The organism is Paenibacillus sp. FSL R5-0766, from assembly GCF_037971845.1.
Taxonomy (GTDB): domain Bacteria; phylum Bacillota; class Bacilli; order Paenibacillales; family Paenibacillaceae; genus Paenibacillus.
This window is the reverse complement of record NZ_CP150227.1, coordinates 4,492,638-4,514,762: the sequence shown is the minus strand read 5'-3', so window position 1 is coordinate 4,514,762 and position 22,125 is coordinate 4,492,638. Positions and strand designations below refer to the sequence as shown.

The following is a 22,125-nucleotide window of genomic DNA, read 5'->3' as shown; positions in this document are numbered from 1 at the left end:
GGCGCTTTCGTAATATACTGGGTTAAAGTCATTTCTCGTAGAGAATAATGACGATGGACATTAATTATGCATACTGCACAAGGTAGGGAGTGGATTTGCGTTGTCATTGTACGTCATGAAATTTGGGGGCAGCTCGGTCGGAGATACAGAACGCATGAAGCGTGTAGCCGGACGTGTTGTAGAAAAAGCTGATGAAGGACATCGGTGTGTAGTCGTGGTTTCGGCCATGGGGGATACAACAGATGATTTGATTGATCAGGCAAAACAACTGAATAGTGATCTTCCTGCTCGTGAGATGGATATGCTCTTAACGACAGGAGAACAGATTTCGATTTCTTTGTTATCGATGGCTATTCAAGCGCTTGGACGTAAGGCAGTATCGTTCACGGGCTGGCAAGCGGGATTCCGCACAGAGCCGGTTCACGGAAAAGCACGTATTCATGATATTCAACCTGACCGTGTGAATGCAGCACTTGCCGAGGGCAACATTGTTATTGTTGCAGGCTTCCAGGGCATGACGGAAGACGGCGAGATCACAACGCTGGGTCGTGGTGGTTCGGATACAACTGCTGTAGCGCTGGCGGCAGCAATTAAGGCTGATGCGTGTGAGATCTATACGGATGTAGACGGTATATATTCTACGGACCCGCGGATCGTTAAGGTTGCGCGCAAGCTGAAGGAAATATCGTATGACGAAATGCTGGAGCTCGCTAATTTGGGAGCAGCGGTGTTGCATCCGCGTGCAGTAGAGTACGCGAAGCATTCCGGTGTACCTTTAATTGTAAGATCCAGCTTTAACCATAATGAAGGAACGGTTGTGAAGGAGGAAGCAGCAATGGAACAAGGCGTAGTGGTTAGTGGTATTGCCTATGACAAAAACGTGGCTCGCATCAGTATTCTGGGTGTGCCGGATGTACCAGGAGTTCTGGCCGAAGTATTTGGTGCGCTTGCATCCAATCAGCTGGATGTGGACATTATCGTTCAGAGCGGTGTGATGGATGGCAAAGCAGACTTCTCATTCTCTGTGGCGCTGTCTGATCGTGAGAACGCATTACGTGTCATTGAAGGCCTTCACAGCCGTTTGCCTTACCGTGAAGTCACATCAGAGGAGAACCTCGTTAAAATCTCCATTGTTGGCGCAGGCATGGTCAGTCATCCTGGTGTAGCTGCGAAGATGTTCAAAGTTATTTCCGCTGAAGGCGTGAGTATCAAGATGGTGAGCACTTCCGAGATCAAAGTATCTTGTGTTATTGACGGAGATAAGCTGCATGACGTCATTAAGGCATTGCATACAGCATATGATCTCGACACTGCCGAGCAAGCCGTTGTCGGTGGACCTCAAGATCGCAGATAAGTATTTTCTGTGTATGTAAATTAGCAAAGGTGTACTGTTGCCAATAGGCAGCAGTACACCTTTTTTGTTGTTCTCATATTAATTCTCACATCAACTTGAACATCTTTCCGCCGCGTATACCTCTATAAGGTTGCATGAGGTTCCCCTCCCCCATCTCGGGAACACAATCCAGCAAGTTTAATTGAGAACAATATGAAATGTCATGAACTCTGCCTAACTTTTCAAGCCTCCGCCCGCTAACAGATCCCTGCACCAACTCCGGGATGCTCTCCTGACATTGGGATACCGCCTGATGAAGCACTATGCCGAGATCGTTAAGTTGGAGGGGAGAACAGGATTGACGGTGCAGTTCGTCGATGATACATCCAGCACACAAGGCGTCCTCCAGAGCAAATTCATCCTGATTCCCCGCACATAACAGCAATACATCTCGTTGAAGTTGGCAGAGCACTGCTGCGACAGCCCTGACATTGAGAAATGATCCAGCTAGTACATGTTTCGCCCTGGAAGCTTTAATCAAGGCGCGGGTTCCATCGGTTGTGGTCAGTATGATCGTTTTATCTACAATGTCCTCAGTCATATATTCATAGGGGGAGTTACCCGCCTCGAATCCGGTGATTTTTTTGTCAAAACGCTCCCCGCCTCGAATGCAATCTTTCACTTCCATTTGTTTGGCTTGTGGAACGGTCTCTACGGCAATCACAGCCGAAGCGTCATACGCCAGAGCCGTAACAATTGTACTGGTCGTACACAATACATCAATGACAACTGCACTTCGCCCTGCAATATCAATAGTACGTACTTCATTCACATTGCCAACGACATCAACTCGCACTCCCCACAACTCCTTTCTGTATCTGGGGATCGGTAGTTCTGTTTTGAACCGAAATGGAACTTACCTATCTGCAATTACTATATGCATGCACATCTAGACGGGTGCCTAGAACAGAAGGTGCATCTATGGTTTCAACTCTCAACCGTATTCTGAAGAATTGATAGATTTCAGCGTCATAAATTAAATGTACAGGCATAAACTTGAGATATGAACAAGCGCCAGAAGTGTGAACCAAATGATCTCAAGGTTGGAGGAGCCTACTCATGAAGGTGAACTGGAGGGAACTTTTTCCGGAACCGATCCGAACCATTCTTGGAAGAATGCCACCCGCTCTATTGGAACAAGTGGAGGAAGTACGTATTCGTGAAGGCAGACCCCTGGAGATTAATGCAGGCAACACATACCACTTCCTGACACCTCAAGGTTGTCCGACCGGGAATCCTGAAGAAGCGTATGTTCCTCAGAAAGAAGTGACGCACAGGTTGCTGGACCTGATCAGTAACCATTCACTTTATACATTGGAAGAGGAACTGCGTAAAGGGTTCATCACCATACCTGGGGGACATCGAATCGGGCTTGCTGGACGAACGGTGCTAAGCGGTGGGCGTGTCGAATACCTGCGTGACATTAACGGGTTTAACGTTCGGGTAGCCCGTGAGGTACATGGAGTGGCTGATCGTATTCTTCCTTATCTTCTCGATATGAAGAGCGGACAGGTCCTGCACACGTTGATCCTATCACCACCACAACAAGGGAAAACGACGTTGCTGCGAGATCTGGCGAGACAAATTAGCAGTGGTACAAAGCTTACAGGGGGAACTGAACTGGTTCAGGGAATACGTCCGCGTCTGAAAGTGGGCATTGTGGATGAAAGGTCCGAAATCGCTGGTAGCTACAAAGGGGTACCTGGATTCGACGTAGGTCCCCGAACAGATGTGATGGACGGTTGTCCGAAGGCTGAGGGCATGATGATGATGCTTCGCTCCATGTCGCCCGATGTCCTGATTGTGGACGAGATCGGTCGTCCGGAGGATGCCGAAGCGGTGATGGAAGCCCTGCATGCAGGAGTCTCAGTGATTGCGACTGCGCATGGCCGTGACCTATCGGAGCTGTCGGCCAGACCCGCCCTCAGAACCTTAATTACGGAGCAGATGTTTCAACGTTATGTCCAGCTGCAACGGACGAGCCGGGGCATGACCTTTCGGCTGGCTGATGGCAAAATGCGTGGGTTGCAGCAGACCGGGGCAGGAGGTGAAGCCTTTGGTTAACATGTTTGGTGCGGTAATTATTCTGTTAGCCAGCACCCTCGCCGGATTTTACAAGGCCAGACAGTATGCATTAAGACCGAGACAGTTGCGAGAACTCATTGCAGCCCTCCAGCGACTAATGACGGAGATTAACTATGGGCTCACTCCACTTCCCGATGCCATGGGCAAGATGGGAGCACAGACTAAAGAACCTGTAAAGACGCTGTTTCTTCATGCAGCTACACAGATGGAACCTCCTCATGGACTCACTGCCCGGGAAAGTCTGCAGTCAGGCGTGGATCTGGCGTGGGGAAGATCGGCCATGAAGGCTGACGAGAAGGAAGTGATGCTGCAATTAAGCTTCAGCCTTGGCACAAGTGACCGTCAGGATCAGACCAAACATATATCGTTAGCCATTCAACAACTAATGCATGAGGAATCCCGCGCCCAGGCCGATCAAATGAAATATGAACGAATGAGCCGAAGCCTCGGGATGCTTGTCGGAGCGTTAATCGTCATTCTGATCTTCTGAAATAGCCGGGATAGTGAGGTGCCAAGGTCATGAATCTAGAAGTGAACGCAATCTTTCAAATTGCGGGTATCGGAATCATCATTGCCATGATTCACACGGTACTGAAACAAATGGGAAAGGAAGATATGGCTCACTGGGTGACCGTAATCGGATTTGTCGTTGTATTGTTCATGGTGGTCCGTATGCTGGACAGCCTGCTACAAGAGATCAAATCGATATTTCTTTTTCAATGAAAAACGGTCATGAAGCCGGATGGTGGTGACCTGTGGAAATTATCCAAGTTGTAGGTTTGGCGCTCATCGCAACAGTGCTCATTCTGGTCATTAAGGAACAGAAACCGATGTTTGCCTTTCTGATTGCTGCCGCGACCGGCATTGTCATCTTCATGTTGTTGATTGGCAAAATCGGTGCAGTCATCGAAGTGTTGAAGCGGCTTGCCGAGAATTCAGGCATGGAAAGTATTTATCTGAAAACGGTGCTGAAAATTATTGGCATAGCGTACATCGCTGAATTTGGCGCACAGATTGTCAGGGATGCAGGTCAGGAGAGCATTGCGTCCAAGATCGAACTGGCTGGTAAGGTACTGATCCTTGTACTTGCTATACCGATCATCAGCATTATTATCGAAACCGTCATGAAGCTGATGCCGGTGTAGAAAGGGCGTGCGGACTCCATATGAAATCAATGCATCTTAAGCCGCAGTGGCGCCTTACGGTTGTGCTGATGCTCTGTTTTCTGTTTGGTATCCTGGGACAGGTTACTGCAACCTCGCCTTCCGGTGAGTGGATGGAACAGCAGGCCGATCAGCTTCCCAAGGATCAGGTGGAGAAATACTGGGATCAACTGATGCAACAATACGGTGGTTTCTTCCCGGAGGGGAAGACCCCTTCCTTCATGGATATGTTAATCCCCGGCAATGAAGGATTCAGCCTGAAATCGGTGTTTGTGGCGATAGGAACCTTCATGCTGCATGAAATTTTATATAATGGCAAACTTCTGGTCACGATTGTGATGTTAAGTGTACTCAGCATGATTCTGGAGACACTTCAGACCGCATTTGAGAAAAATAATATTAGCAAAATCGCCTATTCCATCTGTTATATGGTCATCATCATTATTGCAATCAACAGCTTCAGTGTGGCGATCGGATACGCCAAGGATGCCATAACCGGCATGATCAACTTCATGATGGCCATGGTTCCGTTGTTATTCACACTGCTTGCGTCCATGGGTAATGTCATCACCGTCTCGGTGACACATCCACTCATCATTTTCATGATTCATCTGGTGAGTACGTTGATTCACTTGCTGGTATTCCCATTACTCTTCTTCTCAGCTGTTCTGCATCTCGTCAGTTCATTGTCTGACAAGTACAAGCTGACACAGCTGGCAGACCTCCTGCGCAATATTAGTGTGGCACTGCTGGGTATCCTGCTGACGATGTTTTTGGGTGTAATCTCGGTTCAGGGAGCATCGGGATCGGTAGCGGATGGAGTCAGCCTGAAGGCCGCCAAATACATCGCAGGCAACTTTGTACCTGTCGTGGGCAGAACATTTGCGGATGCGACGGATACGGTAATTACAGCTTCTTTACTTGTCAAAAATGCAATTGGACTCACCGGAGTGATCATCATTTTGTTTCTATGTGCCTTTCCGGCACTCAAAATCCTGGCTCTTGCCTTGATATATAACGTGACTGGTGCCATTATGCAACCGCTAGGAGACACCCCGATTGTAGGATGCCTCCAGGCCATCGGTAAGAGCATGATCTACGTATTTGCGGCGCTCGCAGCCGTCGGGCTGATGTTTTTCCTGGCCATTACCATCTTGTTGACCGCGGGTAATATGACTGTCATGATGCGCTGAATGTATGTTGGCAAGAAAGGGGATGGAAAGGATGGGGTGGCTGAGCAACTGGCTCCAGGAATTGATTATGATCGTTCTGCTGGCGACTTTTGTGGATATGCTGTTGCCCAATAGATCCATGGAACGTTATGTCAAGCTTGTGCTGAGCCTTCTCATCCTGCTGACCCTTTTATCACCCATAACCAAGCTCCTCAAAAGTGATCCGGTTGGCGAACTGAAACGGGCAATGTCGGCAATGGATGCTCCAGCGGATGGAAATGCAACGCTCGAACAGATATTAGCTCAGGGCAAGCGGCTGCAATCCAATGAACAGGAACAATCCTTACAATGGACAGCGAAAGAACTGGCTAATGTCATGAAAGGCCAGATTGAAGAAACAACAGGAGCGAAGGTTCGGTCCGTAGAGGTGCAACTGGCAATGAGTAAATATGAAACGGAAATGGAAGCAGCCTCGTCAGTCGAACTGCCTGTAATCCAGCGTGTGTTGGTTGAGATGGCAGGAGAGAAGGCAGGAGGAGAAGTGAATTCAACGCAGCAAGAAGTTGCTGCAAATACACAACCTATATTTGGAACAGACACAGAATCCGAGAAGGATGAAACACATCAAATACAGCAGCCCATCCAGATCGGTCAGATTGAAGTGCCTGATGTACAGATTGATGTGAGTAAAAGTCAACATAATGGAAATGAAGCGTCTTCCGAGCCTGTTATACGTGATCAGGCAGATGAGTCCAAGCAGCAAGGTGAGACATCCACAAGGTCCGAACATGCGGTGCAGATTATTACATTGTTGACTGAAAAGTGGGATATTGATGCGAACAACGTTCAAGTGACAGAACCAAAAAGTGCTGAAGTGCTCTGAGAAGGAGGGTGTCCGATGAAACAATGGTTCAAAAAGATGGAAACCTGGATGGGTGGCGGAGAGGGTGGGGCAAGGCGAAGTCAAACCTTCCGCTGGCTGATTATCCTGGGTTTGATCGGGGTGGGAATCATGCTGTTCAATTCCTTCGTCAATGTCAAAAAAATTGATTCCGAAAATATCGGTCGGGAACCACCGGACCCGGCAACATCCATGGCATCCATACAGAGTGATCCGTCAGAACAGAATCCTTTTCAGGCGATCGAAATTGCATTTGAAGACAAAATTAAAGGTGTGCTGGAAAACATTGTTGGTGTGGGAACGGTTGATGTGATGGTTACCGTGGATTCCACAGAAGAATTGGTCGTTCAGCGGAACGTGAAGGATTCTCAGCAACTTACCGAAGAAACGGATGCTAGCGGGGGCAAACGACATATGACCCAATATACCCGTGATGGCGAGATTATTACGTACGAAATAGCAGGGGATCAGACACCTATAGTGACCAAAAAGCTCAAACCGCAGATCCGTGGGGTGCTTGTGGTTGCGAGGGGTGCAGAGAACAAGGTTGTGAAGGACCTCATAACCGATGCTGTGGAAAAAGGACTGAATGTGGCAGCCTACCGGATCTCGGTTGTACCGCGCAAACAAGACTAATCTGATGTGTTGAATCACAAGATTCAATTCTCATAAGATTGAAGCCAATTTGAGGAGGAAGTTCTAATGAATAACAAACGTCAAACGGTATGGCTCGTTTCCATGCTGAGTCTGATGGTCATTTTGTCCGCGTATTATCTGTTCACTGAGGATTCCGGTCCAGTCAACGCGCCGGTGGCTGACAGTCAGCAAGTGGATGGAATCAAGCAGGGGGAAGCCAAGGAGACGGCAGGCATTCTTGATCCTACAGAAGGTTTGGTTGTAAATGAAGTGGTGAATAGCGGCGAAGTTGAAAGTGATCCAAGTGCGGCTGGCGCTGTGGAAGAACCGGCGGCTACGGAAGGTGAAGAAGCTGGAAATACAGAGAAAACCCCTGCTGTCGAACCAGGCGAGAATAAGGGTGAGGCAGGCAAAGAAACCAACAAAGAGACCGACAAAGGCGCAACAACTACACCGGAGACAGACGGTCAGGCAGACGGCACTGCAACCAAGACAGATGAGGAAGTCCTCAAGGAAATGGAAGAGCAGAATACGACAGCATCTGCGAGCAGCCAGTTCCAGAACTACCAGTGGCAACGTGAGGAAAGCAACAATCGTAAGTATGAGGAACTGATGACCGTGGCAGGTGATCTGAGCAAAACGCCAGAGGAGAATGCCAAAGCAACGGAGCAACTCCGTACACTGGAAGAAAAAGAAGCTAAAATCACTGGCATTGAGGAGACGCTCTCTCAACAGTACGCTAATGCGATCGTTCAAGAAGATGCCGACAAGTATAAAGTTGTGGTCCTCAGTGACAAACTGGATGTAAAACAGGCGGTATCCATTGTGGATCTGGTCATGAAAGAATTGGCGGTTTCACAGAACAAAATCAGCGTGCAATACGTCACAGAACAGTAATCCAAATCATGGAAATGCAGTCCCGGGAGCCGGTTGTACTCTCGGGCTCTTTCCATTTTTAATGATTATGATATAATACATAAAGCCATATGACCGTCCTAGTGAGACTGGCATGATGCCGAAGGAGTGAATAATGGAAATGTTTAAATTGAGTGAAATCAAAGAACTGATTAAACTGGTAGATGAAAGTTCCGTTCAAGAGTTGGAAATTGAAAATGAAGGATCACGGTTATCAATCCGCAAACCGGGCAAAACGGAGTATGTTCAAGCAGCTGCTGTACAACCGCAAATGATTGCTGCTCCGCAAGTACAGCCGGCAGCAGTGGTAAGTGAAGCTGCACCGCAGGTCGATACTACAAGTCATTTACATAAAATTGTATCTCCGATGGTAGGTACTTTTTACAGAGCTTCCTCGCCGGAAGCGGGTCCTTTTGTGAGCGCTGGTGATAAAGTTGTTGAGAAAACAACGGTATGTATCATCGAAGCTATGAAGCTGATGAACGAGCTTGATGCGGACATCAAGGGAGAAATCGTTGAAGTGCTGGTTGAGAACGGACAGCTGGTCGAGTATGGGCAGCCCCTTTTCCTGGTGAAACCGGAATAACCGTTATAGCTGGTTAACAGCTAACCGCATGAGCTTCGAAGGAGGACAAAACGAAATGAAATTTCAAAAAATACTGATTGCGAACCGTGGAGAGATTGCGGTACGTATTATTCGTGCCTGCCGTGAAATCGGCATCTCAACGGTAGCCGTCTATTCGGAAGCGGACAAGGATTCTCTGCATGTTCGTCTTGCAGATGAGGCTTATTGTATCGGACCGACACTGTCTAAGGACAGTTACCTCAACTTCACAAACCTGATGAGTGTAGCTACGCTGACGGAATGTGATGCAATCCACCCTGGATACGGTTTTTTGGCGGAGAATGCTGATTTTGCGGAAATTTGTGAGTCTTGCAACATTACATTCATCGGGCCTTCACCCGAAGCCATTACCAAAATGGGAGACAAGGCTGTTGCCAAACAAACGATGAAAGATGCAGGAGTACCTGTTATTCCAGGATCAGATGGCCTTGTTGAAAATATGGATGAAGCCATCATGATTGCTAGAGATATCGGATATCCTATCATTATCAAAGCTACTGCTGGTGGCGGAGGTAAGGGAATTCGTATTGCCGAAGATGAAGAAACGCTGATTAAGCAGATTACCGCTGCTCAGCAGGAAGCACAAAAGGCATTTGGCAATGCAGGAGTATATCTGGAGAAATTCCTGACAGGTATGAAACACGTGGAAATTCAGATCATTGCTGATAAACACGGAAATGCAGCACATTTGGGAGAGCGTGATTGCTCGGTTCAGCGTCGTCGCCAGAAATTGGTAGAAGAAGCTCCGTGTCCGATTCTCTCCGAAGATGTGCGTACACTGATGGGCGAAGCTGCGGTACGGGCTGCCCTTGCTGTGGATTACTCGGGAGCGGGTACATTGGAGTTCCTGCTCAGCCCGAATGGCGAGTTCTATTTCATGGAGATGAATACGCGTATTCAGGTAGAGCACCCGGTGACTGAGATGGTTACTGGCGTGGATCTGATCCGTGAGATGATCTCGGTAGCTGAAGGCAACCCACTCTCATTCCGTCAGGAAGACGTGGTTATCAATGGCTGGTCCATTGAATGTCGTATCAATGCAGAAGATCCGGACCGTAACTTCATGCCATCCCCAGGCAAAATCGGATTCTACCTTGCACCGGGAGGACCTGGCGTTCGTGTAGATAGTGCTGCTTATCCGGGTTATACCATTTCACCTTTCTATGACTCCATGATCGCAAAATTGATTGTGTGGGGAGCGAATCGTGAAGAGGCGATTGCCAAGATGAAACGTGCGCTTGGGGAATTTGCGATTGAAGGCATATCCACAACCATTCCTTTCCATCAGAAATTGCTGGAGCACCCAACGTTCATTCGTGGTGACTTTGATATCAAATTTCTTGAGGAAAACGAGATTTAAAAGGTATATTGGGCTTGTTTGTCATAATGTAGCCCAAATGATATAGTATGAATAATAAGAGCGCATGTCTCCTGCAAAGGATAAGCCCGCACCTCGCGGATGTTTGCAGGAGTTCCGGTAAAGCCGGACCGGAAGGGTTCTGAAGGTCGATTGACCTGATTCCAGCGCCCTGACGGATGGCCGCAAACTTATCTCGCGAAAGGTGTGTTGAACAGTTATGAGTACACTACCGACTGAATTTGAACGAACGGATATCGGTGAAATCCAGATCGCACCTGAAGTTATTGAAGTGATTGCTGGATTGGCAACCCTTGAAGTGAAAGGTGTCGCAGGCATGAGTGGCGGATTCGCTGGCGGATTTGCTGAATTGCTGGGTCGCAAAAACCTTTCCAAAGGCGTTAAAGTTGAAGTGGGCCAACGTGAAGCGGCAGTTGATGTTTCCGTAATTATCGAGTACGGATACCGTCTGCCACAAGTAGCTACGGAGATTCAACAGAACGTGAAACGTTCCATCGAGAACATGACAGGATTGAATGTGAATGAAGTGAATGTGCACATTCATGACGTTCAGTTCAAGAGCACCGAGAAAGTGGAAGAGATCGACCTGAACAGTCAGCGCGTAAAATAAAAGAAGACAGATTCCCCCGGCATCATCTGCCGGGGGTTATCCCGTCTTGGACAGGTCTTCATTATAGCGAAAGCTAGATGAGGATCTGATTTTTTGCTAGTGAACTGGTTAAGTAATGTTAGTGAGCAAGGGAGGCTGTGCAGTTCGTGGCTAAAATACTGGATCGGCTTCTGTTGTTTATATACAGCATAAGCGTTGGAGCAATATCGGCAGCCGTCATTCTTCTGATTAGCGGTGTGCTGCCTTACGAATTGAATTACCAGCAGGAACAAAACGTTATTGTTGCATCGGTTATTGCAGCAGCGATTTTGTTTATCCTGAGTTTGCGATTTTTCTACATCTCGGTTCGGCGTGAGCGTGCATCGTTGCCGTCTGTAGATCAACGTACTGAGTTTGGTGATGTACAGATTTCGATGGAGACGATTGAGAATCTCTGTTTGAAGGCAACTTCTCGTTTCCGGGGAGTACGTGATGTCAAGGCACGCATACGTGTGGTTGAGTCAGGACTGGAGATTATGATCCGTGCGGTAGTGGATGGTGAGACACCTATTCCTGCGCTGACTTCTGATCTGCAAAAGGCGATACATGATCATGTACAAGAGATTACGGGCATCCCGGTTTCTTTTGTCACGGTGTATATCGCTAATGTAACCCAGTCGCCTAACTACAAGAGTCGAGTGGAATGAGGTGAGTTTCACTGATGCTGTGGAAAGAGATTTGGGATAGTCACAGAGGCCGAATTACCGGAATCATCGGCGGCATCTTTTTTGGATTTCTTTATGTATGGATCGGTTTTTGGGATATGTTGTTCTTTGCACTCTTGGTGTTCATCGGTTATACGTTAGGCAGACGAAGCGATTCGAAGCTGGGTTCGGCCATTCCCTGGAGGGAGTGGGGACAATGGCTTGGCGATCGCTGGCGTCCGTTTAAGTGACCTACCTGAACCCTGCAATATGTTTCTTCCGAAAATAGAGCTGTAGTTTAGGTTGCCCGTTTTTTGGAGGAAACGTATTGCAGGTTTTTTTGTGAAAAGGGATAACAATAACAATACCGTGTAAGCCATTGATCTAACCGTTACAGGATTTGATGAGATGGATGCATGGATTATAAAATAAGCATGATGACGCTCCAGACGGAGCGCTGCAGGAGGCAGGACATGAAAAGACGTTTGGCAAGGGAAATTGCAGTACAAAGTCTGTATCAGATGGAAATGAATGAGGTAGGTGCAGCAGAAGCTGTAAACATGTTGATCAATGAAGCTGCTGAAGATAATGAAACCGAAGTAGTTATTCGCGATGCAGATGTAATGCGTACTTATGTTACTGAGATTGTACAAGGAGCCTGGAACAATAAGGAAGCAATTGACGGTCTTCTTGTGGATTATTTGAAAGGTTGGCAGATCAGCCGTCTGTCACGTGTAGATCGCCAGATTCTACGACTATCTACGTATGAAATGGTGTTCCGTGATGACATTCCGGCAAAAGTATCCGTCAATGAAGCGATTGAACTGTCCAAATATTTTGGTACAGAAGAATCCGGTAAGTTCGTCAATGGCGTACTTGGACGCATAATTCAGGAAGTTGACACCATTAAAGCAAAATTATCTTAAGTTATGATTAATTATAGTGTGTGTTCAAAAAGACCGGTTTTCAGTATCCTTCGTAATCAAAAGCGGGCTTTTTGAACAACCTCTAAATTTATATTCACATAAGGGAGAGAGAGTACAATGACAGCATCTATTATTAACGGTAAAGAAGTATCCCAAGAGATCCGCGCAAGCATGACAACAGAAGTAAAACAGCTTAGCGAACAGGGGGTAGTACCTGGTCTGGCTGTTGTGCTCGTCGGGGAAGATCCGGCATCCCAAGTCTATGTGCGTAATAAAGAAAAAGCATGTCACGACCTCGGTTTCTACTCCGAAGTGCATCGCTTGGATGCAGATACGTCCCAAGAAGATCTGCTTGCGCTGGTGGACAAGCTGAACAATCAACAATCCATTAACGGAATTTTGGTTCAACTACCACTACCGAAGCATATCGAAGAGAAAGCGGTCATTGACGCGATTGCCGTGGATAAAGACGTAGACGGGTTCCATCCAGTCAATGTTGGTAATCTTGTTATAGGAGACGATAGTCTGCTTCCATGTACCCCAGCGGGTGTAATTGAACTGATCAAACGTACTGGTTTGGAAATGTCTGGTAAACATGCAGTAGTCATCGGCAGAAGCAACATCGTTGGCAAACCAGTATCCCTGTTGCTCCAACGTGAGAATGCAACGGTAACGATGTGTCATTCCCGTACAGCCAACATGAAAGAAATTACACGTCAGGCGGATATTTTGGTTGTAGCCATCGGTCGTGCAAACTTTGTGGATGCTGATTTTGTCAAACCGGGTGCTGTGGTTATTGATGTCGGCATGAACCGTTTGGAGAACGGCAAACTGGCAGGAGACGTTGATTTCGAAAGCGTGAAACAAGTTTCTGGTCCAATTACACCCGTTCCTGGTGGTGTTGGTCCGATGACAATCACAATGCTGATGCAAAATACATTGATCGCTGCCAAACGCGCTCACGGATTGGCCTAGGGTTTTGTCTGTGGCAGATCAGAAGATATACTCCATCAAAGACCTGAACCGATACATCCGAATGAAACTGGAATCGGATCAGGTCCTGTCGGACGTCTGGCTGCGCGGGGAGATTTCGAATTTCACGCATCACTCCAGCGGCCATATGTATTTTACATTGAAGGACAAGGACAGCCGAATTAAGTCAATTATGTTTGCGTCCCATAACCAGCGATTACCCTTTGTACCGAAGGAGGGTGCAAGGGTTATTGCCCGTGGTAATGTCTCGGTATATGAACGGGATGGGCAGTATCAATTCTACGCTACCCATATGCAGCCGGACGGAATTGGAAGTCTGTATCTGGCTTACGAACAGCTGAAGAAAAAGCTCGAGGGTGAAGGGTTATTTTCACCTTCGCGAAAAAGACAGATCCCTCGTTATCCACAGACCATCGGGGTTGTAACTTCACCGACGGGAGCGGCGGTGCGAGACATCATGATCACACTTCAGCGTAGATACCCTTCTGCCAAAGTTGTTTTGTATCCTGTTCTGGTACAAGGCAAAGGTGCAGCACCTTCCATTGTCAAAGCAATTGCCAACTTGAACCGGATGGGAGAAGCCGATGTACTTATCGTTGGACGCGGAGGCGGTTCACTGGAGGAGTTGTGGGCCTTTAATGAGGAGATTGTGGCAAGAGCAATAGTCGCTTCGGATATTCCTGTCATTTCTGCGGTTGGGCACGAAACGGACTTCACTATTGCTGATTTTGCAGCCGATTTGCGTGCGGCTACACCTACAGCAGCTGCTGAATTAGCTGTACCTAATCGAGCTGAGTTGCTTGATCAGATCGGACAACGTCAGCGCCAGTTACAGCATAGCTTGCGTCAGCGTGCTGTACATAATCGCGAACGGCTCGCAAGATTACAGCGTTCGCCAGTGCTGGTTCATCCAAGACGTACCTTGATGCAGCATACGGAGCGACTGGATATGATGCACCAACGGCTTTTGAGAACAGTGGATACGCGTATGAAATGGACAGGAGAGAAGCAGGAGCGTCTGCGGGCAGCACTGCAACGATTCAATCCTCGTGAGCAGGTCAATGCAGCACGCCGTGAGAATGCGGCAGCACGCAGACAACTTGAACTTGCGATCAGGTCTATAACCAGATCGAAGCAGCAACAGTGGAAATCATCTGTGCGGCATCTGGATGCGCTTAGCCCACTTAAAGTCATGTCACGGGGATACAGCCTTGTCTATGACGAGCAAGAACAGCGATTGATCAAGTCAACGAAGGATGTACAGCCTGGAGATTCAATTAAGATTAAATTAACAGACGGACAGCTGGACTGTCAGGTTTGGGGAATGAAGGAGGACGACAATACCCATGGCGAATGAACCGGAATTGAATTTTGAAGAGGCAATGGCGGCATTGGAAGACATCGTAGGTCAGCTGGAACATGGTGATGTTCCGTTGGAACAGGCCATCGATCTGTTTCAGCGCGGGATGAAACTTTCGCAACTTTGCGGTTTGAAGTTGGAACAAGTGGAACGCAAGATCGAAATGATCGTAGAAGAAGATGGAGAGCTTCGCAAGAAACCTTTCGGAACTGCTGACGATGAGAGCGGTGAAGTCCATGAGTAATCGTCCTTCGTTTCAAGCATACCTCGAAGAGGTCATAGCTGAGGTGACAGAAGCGTTGAAACATACGCTTCCCGATCACTGGGATGTACCCCAATCGCTGACGGATGCGATGCAGTACTCACTCATGGCCGGAGGCAAACGCCTTCGTCCTCTTCTGGTCGTTGCTGCGGCGGAAGCCTTCGGTGCACAGCGTACAGCTGCAATGCCGGTAGCCTGCGCCGTGGAGATGGTTCATACGTATTCACTGATCCACGATGACCTGCCTGCTATGGATAATGATGATTACCGTAGAGGAAAATTAACGAATCACAAGGTATATGGTGAGGCAACCGCCATATTGGCAGGGGATGCGCTCTTAACCCATGCTTTTTATAGCATTGTTCAAGCTGGACGCCGTAGTGCTGTGGCGGCAGATGCGTTGCTGTCCATCGTAGAGGACATGTCCGAACTTGCTGGAGCAAGAGGCATGGTCGGCGGTCAAGTTGCGGATATGGAAGGCGAGCAGGGCATGACTGATCTTGCACAGCTCCAATATATTCATTTGCACAAAACGGGTGACCTGATTGTTTTCTCCCTCATTGCAGGAGCACGAATCGGTGGAGCAACGGAAGGACAATTGGAAGCACTGCGTGTGTTTGGACGTGATCTGGGGCTGGCGTTCCAGATTCAGGATGATATTCTCGATCTGACGGGCGACGAGCAGAAGATGGGCAAGAAAACACAGAGCGATGTGAATCAGCAGAAGGTAACGTATCCTTATTTTATTGGCATGGAGGCTTCTGCAGAGGAAGTGAAATCCCTTACCCAATCTGCAAAAGATGCACTTGAAAGAGCCGAGTTACCTGATGCATCCAGATTGCTGGAAATTGCAGATTATCTGATGAGTCGAGACCATTAGATTTTGAAAGAGCGGTCTGTTTCAAAACCTGTATAACCGTGTAATGAATGTAATGTCCTTTTTCCGAGTGGATGGAAAAAGTCTGTCCCGAATGGATGCGGGAATACATATGGAGAAGAATTTTAAATAACTTGCTGGCGAGAATGCTCGTTATCGGGAGTATAGTGCAGTAAATTATGATTCTTGTTCTTTTATGTTATAATGATTTAATGTCATTTGATTCATAATGTATATATCGATTTACAACAATAACTAAACAATCTAGGAAAGCGGGGAGATTCTCGTGCTGCTTCCACAAATTAAACAACCCAGTGATCTAAAGTCGATGTCTCAGGATGATCTTGCCCTTTTGTCGGCAGAGATCCGGCAGTTTCTGATTGAGAAACTGTCTGTTACAGGTGGGCATCTCGCACCCAACTTAGGCGTGGTTGAGCTCACGGTAGCCCTGCATTACTGCTATAACAGTCCAGCAGACAAAATGATTTTTGATGTAGGGCATCAGGCTTATGTGCATAAAGTCCTGACAGGGCGTATGGATCGTTTTGATACATTGCGTCAACATAACGGCCTGTGCGGATTTGTTAAACGCAACGAAAGCGAACATGATGTATGGGAAGCTGGACACAGCAGTACTTCATTGTCCGCTGCGATGGGGATGGCCCTTGCACGTGATCTGAAGGGTGAGAACAATCAAGTCATCGCGATGATAGGTGATGGAGCGCTTACAGGCGGTATGGCTTTTGAGGCCCTTAATCATATCGGTCATGAGCAGAGAAAACTGATGGTTATTCTGAATGATAATGAAATGTCCATTGCTCCAAACGTTGGGGCCATGCATAAATATTTGAGCAAGATTCGTTCGGATCGTCATTATCTGAAAGCGAAAGATGATGTCGAGGGGATGCTTAAAAAAATTCCTGCTATTGGGGACCGTTTGGCCAAATCGGCAAGCTGGATCAAAGATAGTGTCAAATATATGATGGTACCAGGTGTTCTTTTCGAAGAACTGGGCTTCACGTATTTGGGACCGATTGATGGGCACGATATTCCCAAATTGATTGAAACCTTCAAACAGGCAGATAACGTTGATGGTCCTGTGCTCGTTCACGTGCTTACGACCAAAGGCAAAGGTTATCAGCCAGCAGAAGCCGATTCGCACAAGTGGCACGGGATTTCTCCGTACAAAATTGAATCCGGTCAAGTGCTGAAGGCAGTCGGAAAACCGATGTACACGGAAGTATTCGGTCAAACGTTAATTGATCTTGCGAAGCAGGATAAGCGGGTCGTAGCGGTAACGCCAGCAATGCCTACAGGATCAGGTCTCATTCCTTTTAGTAAGGAATTTCCTGACCGCATGATTGACGTAGGGATCGCAGAACAGCATGCGGCAACCATGTGTGCTGCACTGGCTATGGAAGGCTTGAAGCCGGTCTTTGCCGTGTATTCTACGTTTATGCAACGTGCATATGATCAGATTGTACATGATATTTGCCGTCATAACGCTAACGTGATGTTTGCCATTGACCGTGCGGGGTTTGTTGGTCCGGATGGGGAAACACATCAAGGGGTATACGATGTGGCATTTATGCGCCATATTCCAAATATCGTTCTGATGATGCCAAAAGACGAAAATGAATTGCGCCACATGATGAAAACGGCGCTTGATTATAATGAAGGTCCAATTGCTTACCGTTATCCACGAAACAATGTGGTTGGTGTACCTTTGGATGATGTACTTGTTCCGATTCCGATTGGATCATGGGAGCAACTACGTCCTTCGGAAGGATATGCTGTCATCGCTTCAGGCTCAATGGTGCAGCTTGCAGAAGAAGCAGCGGAGATGGTGAAGCGGGAAGGTATCACAGCAGGCGTAATCAACGCTCGCTTCCTCAAACCTCTGGATGAGCAAATGCTGCATGATCTAGCTGTTCGAGGCACTAAATTGATTGTACTTGAAGAAGCATCCCAAGCAGGCAGCATGGGAAGTGCGGTTCTGGAATTCTACGCAGAACAGGGACTGCATGATGTACATGTGCAACTGATGGGGATTCCGGATCGCTTCATCGAGCATGGCAGTATTAAGGAACAACGTGAGGAAGTGGGTCTTACCGTTGAAAATGTATGTGCTGAACTGCGCAAGATGGCTGTTCAATCATCTTACGGCATACCCAAAACACGTTTTCCTTCGTAAATTTACATGATAGGAGACAGACATGTCACTCCCGAAAGAACGAATTGATGTTCTGCTGGTTGAGCAGGGCTATTATGAAAGTCGTGAGAAGGCAAAAGCTGCAATCATGGCTGGACTGGTATATGCCAATAATGAGCCAATCGAAAAGGCGGGCATGAAAATTCCAAGGGAAGCCGAGCTGAAAGTTAAAGGCTCGGTACATCCCTATGTCGGCAGAGGCGGATTGAAGCTCGAAAAAGCGATCCGTCATTTCGGCCTTGATATGAATGGACTTGTCATGCTCGACATTGGTTCATCCACCGGTGGATTTACGGATTGTGCACTTCAGCATGGCGCGTCTCACGTCTATGCTATTGATGTGGGATATAATCAGCTCGATTGGTCTTTGCGTAATGATGAGCGGGTTACTGTTATGGAACGAACTAATTTTCGCTATGTGACTCCTGAAGATCTGGCGGGACCCGTGCCGAACTTTGCGAGCATTGATGTGTCGTTCATTTCACTGCGAATCATATTGCCGCCCCTTTTGGCTCTTTTGAAACAACCTGCAGATATCGTTGCATTGATTAAACCTCAATTTGAGGCAGGACGTGAAAAAGTAGGCAAGTCCGGTGTGGTACGTGATACGAAGGTACACAAGGATGTATTGCAGACGATGCTTCATTTTGCCAGTCAACTTGGTTTGCATCTGCAGAGTTTAACTTTTTCACCGATAACCGGTGGAGAAGGTAATATCGAATTTCTCGCACATTGGCGTCTGGAAGCACCAGAGGCAACACAACCAGAGATCGATCCAGCTTCACTTGACGCATTTGCAGAGCAAGTTGCGAAGGAAGCAGCTCATACATTTACGGGAAACTCATCATAAGATGGGTTTCTTTTCGCTGGAAAGGTGATTGATGTAAAGGGAAATCGTTACTGAACCTCGAATATGTCTTCGAGGTGAGCGATAATGGATGGTCAATATGACACAATCGTTATAGGTGTACTTGCTGTCTGTTTGATCTTGTGGTTGTTCTTTGGCTTGCGTAATTGGGTGAATCGACCGATGCCGGTAAGCTTGTCTGGAATGCAACTGAACGTGAAGATTCAGGATTCCCCGGCATTGGACTTGCTTGAAGCACAGGGTTACGAAGTCATTGGTGGCAAAATGAAAGTTCCTCTGGCTTTTGAGGCCAATGAATCCGTTTATTACAGCAGATTATTCATTGATTATGTTGCAGAACGTGAGGATCTCAGATACCTGGTGAAAACGTCTCGTCGCAGACAGCCAATTGAAATGACCGGCCCTGCGCTAAGGGATCGCTTCCTCAATTATCTGTTGTTATATCCTGGTTGTGAAGGATTGCTGTATGTTGACGTGGAGGATTCCGATATTAAGTTAATCAGGCTCATGGACTATCAGGAAGATGTGTATGATGGGGATGATCTGGACTAATATAAAAGAATGAACATTGCAGGGCAAAGTCTGCGGCGAATTACAAATGCTGCTTTATTGCAATACATCTAACTGGAGGCATATATGAAGGGACAAAGGCACATCAAGATTCGTGAAATCATTAGTCAAAATGAAATTGAGACCCAGGATGATCTGGTTGAAGCACTACGCAAATCAGGTTTTCAGGTGACTCAGGCGACGGTATCCCGAGATATCAAGGAACTTCTGTTAATCAAGATTCCGATGGATGACGGAAGATACAAGTACTCTTTACCGACAGATCAACGATATAATCCGATTCAAAAGTTGAAGCGTGCACTTGTTGACAACTTCTTGCACATTGATCACACAAACAATCTGGTTGTGATGAAATGTTTGCCAGGAACAGCCAACTCCATTGCAGCTTTACTTGATAATATTGAGTGGAATGAAGTCATGGGGACGATCTGTGGAGATGATACCATTCTGATTATCTGCCGGACTGAAGGTAACAGTGTGACCGTTATTGAGCGGATCATGGGTTATATTGCTTAAAGTGCGTGTTCAAAAAGATCGGTTTTCAGTACCGAGAAGATGGGATGAAGCTAGAAATGGAGTAGCGGAGCGTAGAGAAAACTACGTGAGCAACGGACATTTCGGCTAAATTCCATATTCGATGCTGATGATGCCACCAGGCATCCTTCGTAATCAAAAGCGGACTTTTTGAACAACCTCTTAAAATCAATGGTTCAAAAACATAATTTCTGAGTTAGTCATCCGGAGGTGTTTTTGCAGATGTTAGTTACGTTATCGATTCGTAATCTGGCTGTGGTGGAAGAAGTGGATGTTGTATTCCACCCGGGATTCCATGTACTTTCAGGGGAAACGGGTGCAGGTAAGTCGATTATTATAGATGCACTTGGCTTAATTGCTGGTGGACGAAGTTCAGCGGATCTGATCCGGTACGGTTGTGATAAGGCAGAGATGGAAGCCTTGTTCGAGATGGAGCAGAGTCACCCGGTATGGCAGACATTAGAGAAGCTGGGTATCCATTGTGAGCCTGAAGAGCATCTGGTCATTCGACGTGAACTGAACACCCAGGGGAAGAGTACGTCCCGCATTAATGGACAATTGGTCAATCTGACCATGCTGCGGGAAGTAGGCGAGAAGCTGATCAATATTCATGGACAACATGAACATCAGAGTTTGCTTCGTGCAGAGAGCCATCTGGGGCTTCTCGATACTTATGGCTCCGAAGTCATCGGACCTGTCAAAGCGACGTATCAAGAGCGTTACAGCAAGTTTATCACGGCGGAAAAGGAACTGCGTGCGCTTCAGGAGTCCAGTCAGCGGGCATATCAACTCTTGGACATGTATCGCTTTCAGCTTGAGGAGATCGCAGCGGCAAGCCTTACACGAGGCGAGGATGAATTACTCGGGGAAGAACGGGTCAAACTATCCCATAGTGAGAAAATGATGGACAGTGTTGCTGGTGCATATGATCTGCTCAGTGGTCAACGCGGACTTGAAGCAGTGAGCATTGCTCTTTCAAGAATTGAAGACATTTCTGGATATGATAACAAAGGACTGCAACCAATCGTAGAACAGCTACAATCCGCATTTTATCAATTGGAAGATGCGACATTTCAGTTAAGGGATTACCGGGAGAAGATTGAATTTAATCCGGCAAGGCTGGAAGAAGTGGAGCAAAGGCTGAATCTGATTTCTGGCCTCAGACGGAAATACGGGGACAGTGTTGAAGTTATTCTGAGTTATTATGAGCAGATTAGCCATGAAACCGACCAATTGGAGAACAAGGACGAACGGCTGGAGAAATTGCGAGCTGAACGTGACAAAATGCTTAACCTTGTGATGGAGTCTGCTGAAGAACTCAGCAAGGTTCGCAAACAATGCGCCGAGGAACTTGCTGCACAGGTGGAAAGCGAGCTCAAGGATCTGCAAATGGAGCGGACTACACTGCGTGTTCAGATTACTCCTTTCGAAGATCCTAAGGGCATTGAATGGAATGGACGTCGTATTCGTCTGAATCGTCAGGGCGCGGACAATGCGGAATTCCTGATTTCACCGAACCCGGGCGAGCCATTACGACCACTTGGCAAGATTGCTTCAGGTGGTGAGTTGTCGAGAATGATGCTGGCGATGAAGAGTATCTTTGCGCGACATGACCGGATACCTGTGTTGATTTTTGATGAAGTTGATACCGGAGTTAGCGGTAGAGCAGCTCAATCCATTGCGGAAAAACTGTTCCGCTTGTCTTCGACTTGTCAGGTTTTCTCAATAACGCACTTACCACAAGTGGCTTGTATGGCAGATCATCAGTATCTCATTGAGAAACATGTCTACGATGGACGGACGATGACGCAGGTGGAATCGCTGTCAGACGAAGGCAGAGTGAAGGAATTGGCACGTATGTTGGGCGGTGTGGAAATTACAGAAAAAACACTGCATCACGCACAGGAAATGCTGAATTTGGCGGAAGCCAAAAAAGGGTGAAACGGACGGCTGGCGTAATGA

Annotated in this window: 25 protein-coding genes; 24 read left to right on the top strand and 1 reads right to left on the bottom strand. The window is 47.2% G+C overall.

Annotated elements, in window-relative coordinates; genetic code table 11:
• Positions 1 to 100 precede the first annotated feature (100 nt).
• On the top strand, positions 101 to 1,354 hold the full coding sequence (locus MKY66_RS19545) for an aspartate kinase (RefSeq protein ID WP_076215772.1): 1,254 nt from the start codon (positions 101 to 103) through the stop codon (positions 1,352 to 1,354).
• 85 nt (positions 1,355 to 1,439) lie between these two features.
• Here the strand turns inward: MKY66_RS19545 and MKY66_RS19540 are convergent, their stop codons facing one another.
• Positions 1,440 to 2,189 (bottom strand): 2-phosphosulfolactate phosphatase, encoded by a 750-nt coding sequence (locus tag MKY66_RS19540; RefSeq protein WP_076215774.1) that lies wholly within the window; start codon positions 2,187 to 2,189, stop codon positions 1,440 to 1,442.
• A gap of 263 nt (positions 2,190 to 2,452) precedes the next feature.
• Between MKY66_RS19540 and spoIIIAA the strand changes: the two genes are divergently transcribed.
• The 23 genes from spoIIIAA (at position 2,453) to recN (ending at position 22,104) form a co-directional block, all read left to right on the top strand.
• Positions 2,453 to 3,457, top strand: coding sequence for a stage III sporulation protein AA (gene spoIIIAA / locus MKY66_RS19535; protein ID WP_036674989.1), 1,005 nt, complete (start codon positions 2,453 to 2,455; stop codon positions 3,455 to 3,457).
• A complete protein-coding gene (gene spoIIIAB / locus MKY66_RS19530) occupies positions 3,450 to 3,968 on the top strand; it encodes a stage III sporulation protein SpoIIIAB (protein ID WP_036614389.1) in 519 nt (172 codons plus the stop codon). Before spoIIIAA ends, spoIIIAB begins: the two co-directional genes overlap by 8 nt.
• A 29-nt stretch (positions 3,969 to 3,997) precedes the next feature.
• Positions 3,998 to 4,201 carry a stage III sporulation protein AC gene (gene spoIIIAC, locus MKY66_RS19525; protein ID WP_017687585.1) on the top strand — a complete coding sequence of 68 codons (204 nt, stop codon included), beginning with the start codon at positions 3,998 to 4,000 and terminating at the stop codon, positions 4,199 to 4,201.
• A 32-nt stretch (positions 4,202 to 4,233) separates the two neighbouring features.
• Positions 4,234 to 4,623, top strand: a complete 390-nt coding sequence (spoIIIAD, locus tag MKY66_RS19520) for a stage III sporulation protein AD (RefSeq protein ID WP_017687586.1) — start codon at positions 4,234 to 4,236, stop codon at positions 4,621 to 4,623.
• Positions 4,624 to 4,643: 20 nt separating this feature from the next.
• Positions 4,644 to 5,834: a stage III sporulation protein AE gene (gene spoIIIAE / locus MKY66_RS19515; RefSeq protein ID WP_076215777.1), complete on the top strand. Its 1,191-nt coding sequence runs from the start codon at positions 4,644 to 4,646 to the stop codon at positions 5,832 to 5,834.
• Positions 5,835 to 5,865: 31 nt separating this feature from the next.
• Complete coding sequence (spoIIIAF, locus tag MKY66_RS19510) at positions 5,866 to 6,696, top strand: stage III sporulation protein AF (protein ID WP_076215779.1); 831 nt, start codon at positions 5,866 to 5,868, stop codon at positions 6,694 to 6,696.
• Positions 6,697 to 6,711: 15 nt separating this feature from the next.
• Positions 6,712 to 7,350 (top strand): stage III sporulation protein AG, encoded by a 639-nt coding sequence (spoIIIAG, locus tag MKY66_RS19505; RefSeq protein WP_036614381.1) that lies wholly within the window; start codon positions 6,712 to 6,714, stop codon positions 7,348 to 7,350.
• 66 nt (positions 7,351 to 7,416) lie between these two features.
• Positions 7,417 to 8,247 (top strand): SpoIIIAH-like family protein, encoded by an 831-nt coding sequence (locus MKY66_RS19500; protein WP_076215782.1) that lies wholly within the window; start codon positions 7,417 to 7,419, stop codon positions 8,245 to 8,247.
• Positions 8,248 to 8,386: 139 nt separating this feature from the next.
• The gene (gene accB, locus MKY66_RS19495; RefSeq protein ID WP_036614903.1) at positions 8,387 to 8,851 is read left to right on the top strand and encodes an acetyl-CoA carboxylase biotin carboxyl carrier protein; all 465 of its coding nucleotides are present in this window, start codon (positions 8,387 to 8,389) and stop codon (positions 8,849 to 8,851) included.
• Positions 8,852 to 8,906: 55 nt separating this feature from the next.
• Positions 8,907 to 10,250, top strand: a complete 1,344-nt coding sequence (gene accC, locus MKY66_RS19490; RefSeq protein ID WP_036614375.1) for an acetyl-CoA carboxylase biotin carboxylase subunit — start codon at positions 8,907 to 8,909, stop codon at positions 10,248 to 10,250.
• A 217-nt stretch (positions 10,251 to 10,467) separates the two neighbouring features.
• A complete protein-coding gene (locus tag MKY66_RS19485; RefSeq protein ID WP_017687593.1) occupies positions 10,468 to 10,878 on the top strand; it encodes an Asp23/Gls24 family envelope stress response protein in 411 nt (136 codons plus the stop codon).
• A 146-nt stretch (positions 10,879 to 11,024) separates the two neighbouring features.
• Positions 11,025 to 11,564 carry an alkaline shock response membrane anchor protein AmaP gene (gene amaP, locus MKY66_RS19480; protein ID WP_017687594.1) on the top strand — a complete coding sequence of 180 codons (540 nt, stop codon included), beginning with the start codon at positions 11,025 to 11,027 and terminating at the stop codon, positions 11,562 to 11,564.
• Positions 11,565 to 11,578: 14 nt separating this feature from the next.
• A complete protein-coding gene (locus MKY66_RS19475; protein ID WP_076215784.1) occupies positions 11,579 to 11,812 on the top strand; it encodes a DUF2273 domain-containing protein in 234 nt (77 codons plus the stop codon).
• A 222-nt stretch (positions 11,813 to 12,034) separates the two neighbouring features.
• On the top strand, positions 12,035 to 12,487 hold the full coding sequence (gene nusB, locus MKY66_RS19470) for a transcription antitermination factor NusB (protein WP_076215787.1): 453 nt from the start codon (positions 12,035 to 12,037) through the stop codon (positions 12,485 to 12,487).
• A gap of 117 nt (positions 12,488 to 12,604) precedes the next feature.
• The gene (gene folD / locus MKY66_RS19465; protein ID WP_076215789.1) at positions 12,605 to 13,462 is read left to right on the top strand and encodes a bifunctional methylenetetrahydrofolate dehydrogenase/methenyltetrahydrofolate cyclohydrolase FolD; all 858 of its coding nucleotides are present in this window, start codon (positions 12,605 to 12,607) and stop codon (positions 13,460 to 13,462) included.
• Positions 13,463 to 13,472: 10 nt separating this feature from the next.
• Complete coding sequence (xseA, locus tag MKY66_RS19460; RefSeq protein ID WP_076215792.1) at positions 13,473 to 14,837, top strand: exodeoxyribonuclease VII large subunit; 1,365 nt, start codon at positions 13,473 to 13,475, stop codon at positions 14,835 to 14,837.
• Entirely contained in the window at positions 14,827 to 15,084 is a 258-nt protein-coding gene (gene xseB, locus MKY66_RS19455; protein WP_017687599.1) for an exodeoxyribonuclease VII small subunit, read from the top strand. Before xseA ends, xseB begins: the two co-directional genes overlap by 11 nt.
• On the top strand, positions 15,059 to 15,982 hold the full coding sequence (locus MKY66_RS19450) for a polyprenyl synthetase family protein (RefSeq protein WP_083657343.1): 924 nt from the start codon (positions 15,059 to 15,061) through the stop codon (positions 15,980 to 15,982). The genes xseB and MKY66_RS19450 overlap by 26 nt, the downstream gene beginning before the upstream one ends.
• A gap of 283 nt (positions 15,983 to 16,265) precedes the next feature.
• Positions 16,266 to 18,173, top strand: a complete 1,908-nt coding sequence (dxs, locus tag MKY66_RS19445) for a 1-deoxy-D-xylulose-5-phosphate synthase (protein WP_076215797.1) — start codon at positions 16,266 to 16,268, stop codon at positions 18,171 to 18,173.
• 22 nt (positions 18,174 to 18,195) lie between these two features.
• Positions 18,196 to 19,041: a TlyA family RNA methyltransferase gene (locus tag MKY66_RS19440; protein ID WP_076215800.1), complete on the top strand. Its 846-nt coding sequence runs from the start codon at positions 18,196 to 18,198 to the stop codon at positions 19,039 to 19,041.
• 84 nt (positions 19,042 to 19,125) lie between these two features.
• A complete protein-coding gene (locus tag MKY66_RS19435; RefSeq protein ID WP_076215803.1) occupies positions 19,126 to 19,611 on the top strand; it encodes a hypothetical protein in 486 nt (161 codons plus the stop codon).
• An 84-nt stretch (positions 19,612 to 19,695) separates the two neighbouring features.
• On the top strand, positions 19,696 to 20,145 hold the full coding sequence (gene argR, locus MKY66_RS19430; RefSeq protein WP_017687604.1) for a transcriptional regulator ArgR: 450 nt from the start codon (positions 19,696 to 19,698) through the stop codon (positions 20,143 to 20,145).
• Between the two features lie 240 nt (positions 20,146 to 20,385).
• On the top strand, positions 20,386 to 22,104 hold the full coding sequence (recN, locus tag MKY66_RS19425) for a DNA repair protein RecN (protein ID WP_076215806.1): 1,719 nt from the start codon (positions 20,386 to 20,388) through the stop codon (positions 22,102 to 22,104).
• Positions 22,105 to 22,125 lie beyond the last annotated feature (21 nt).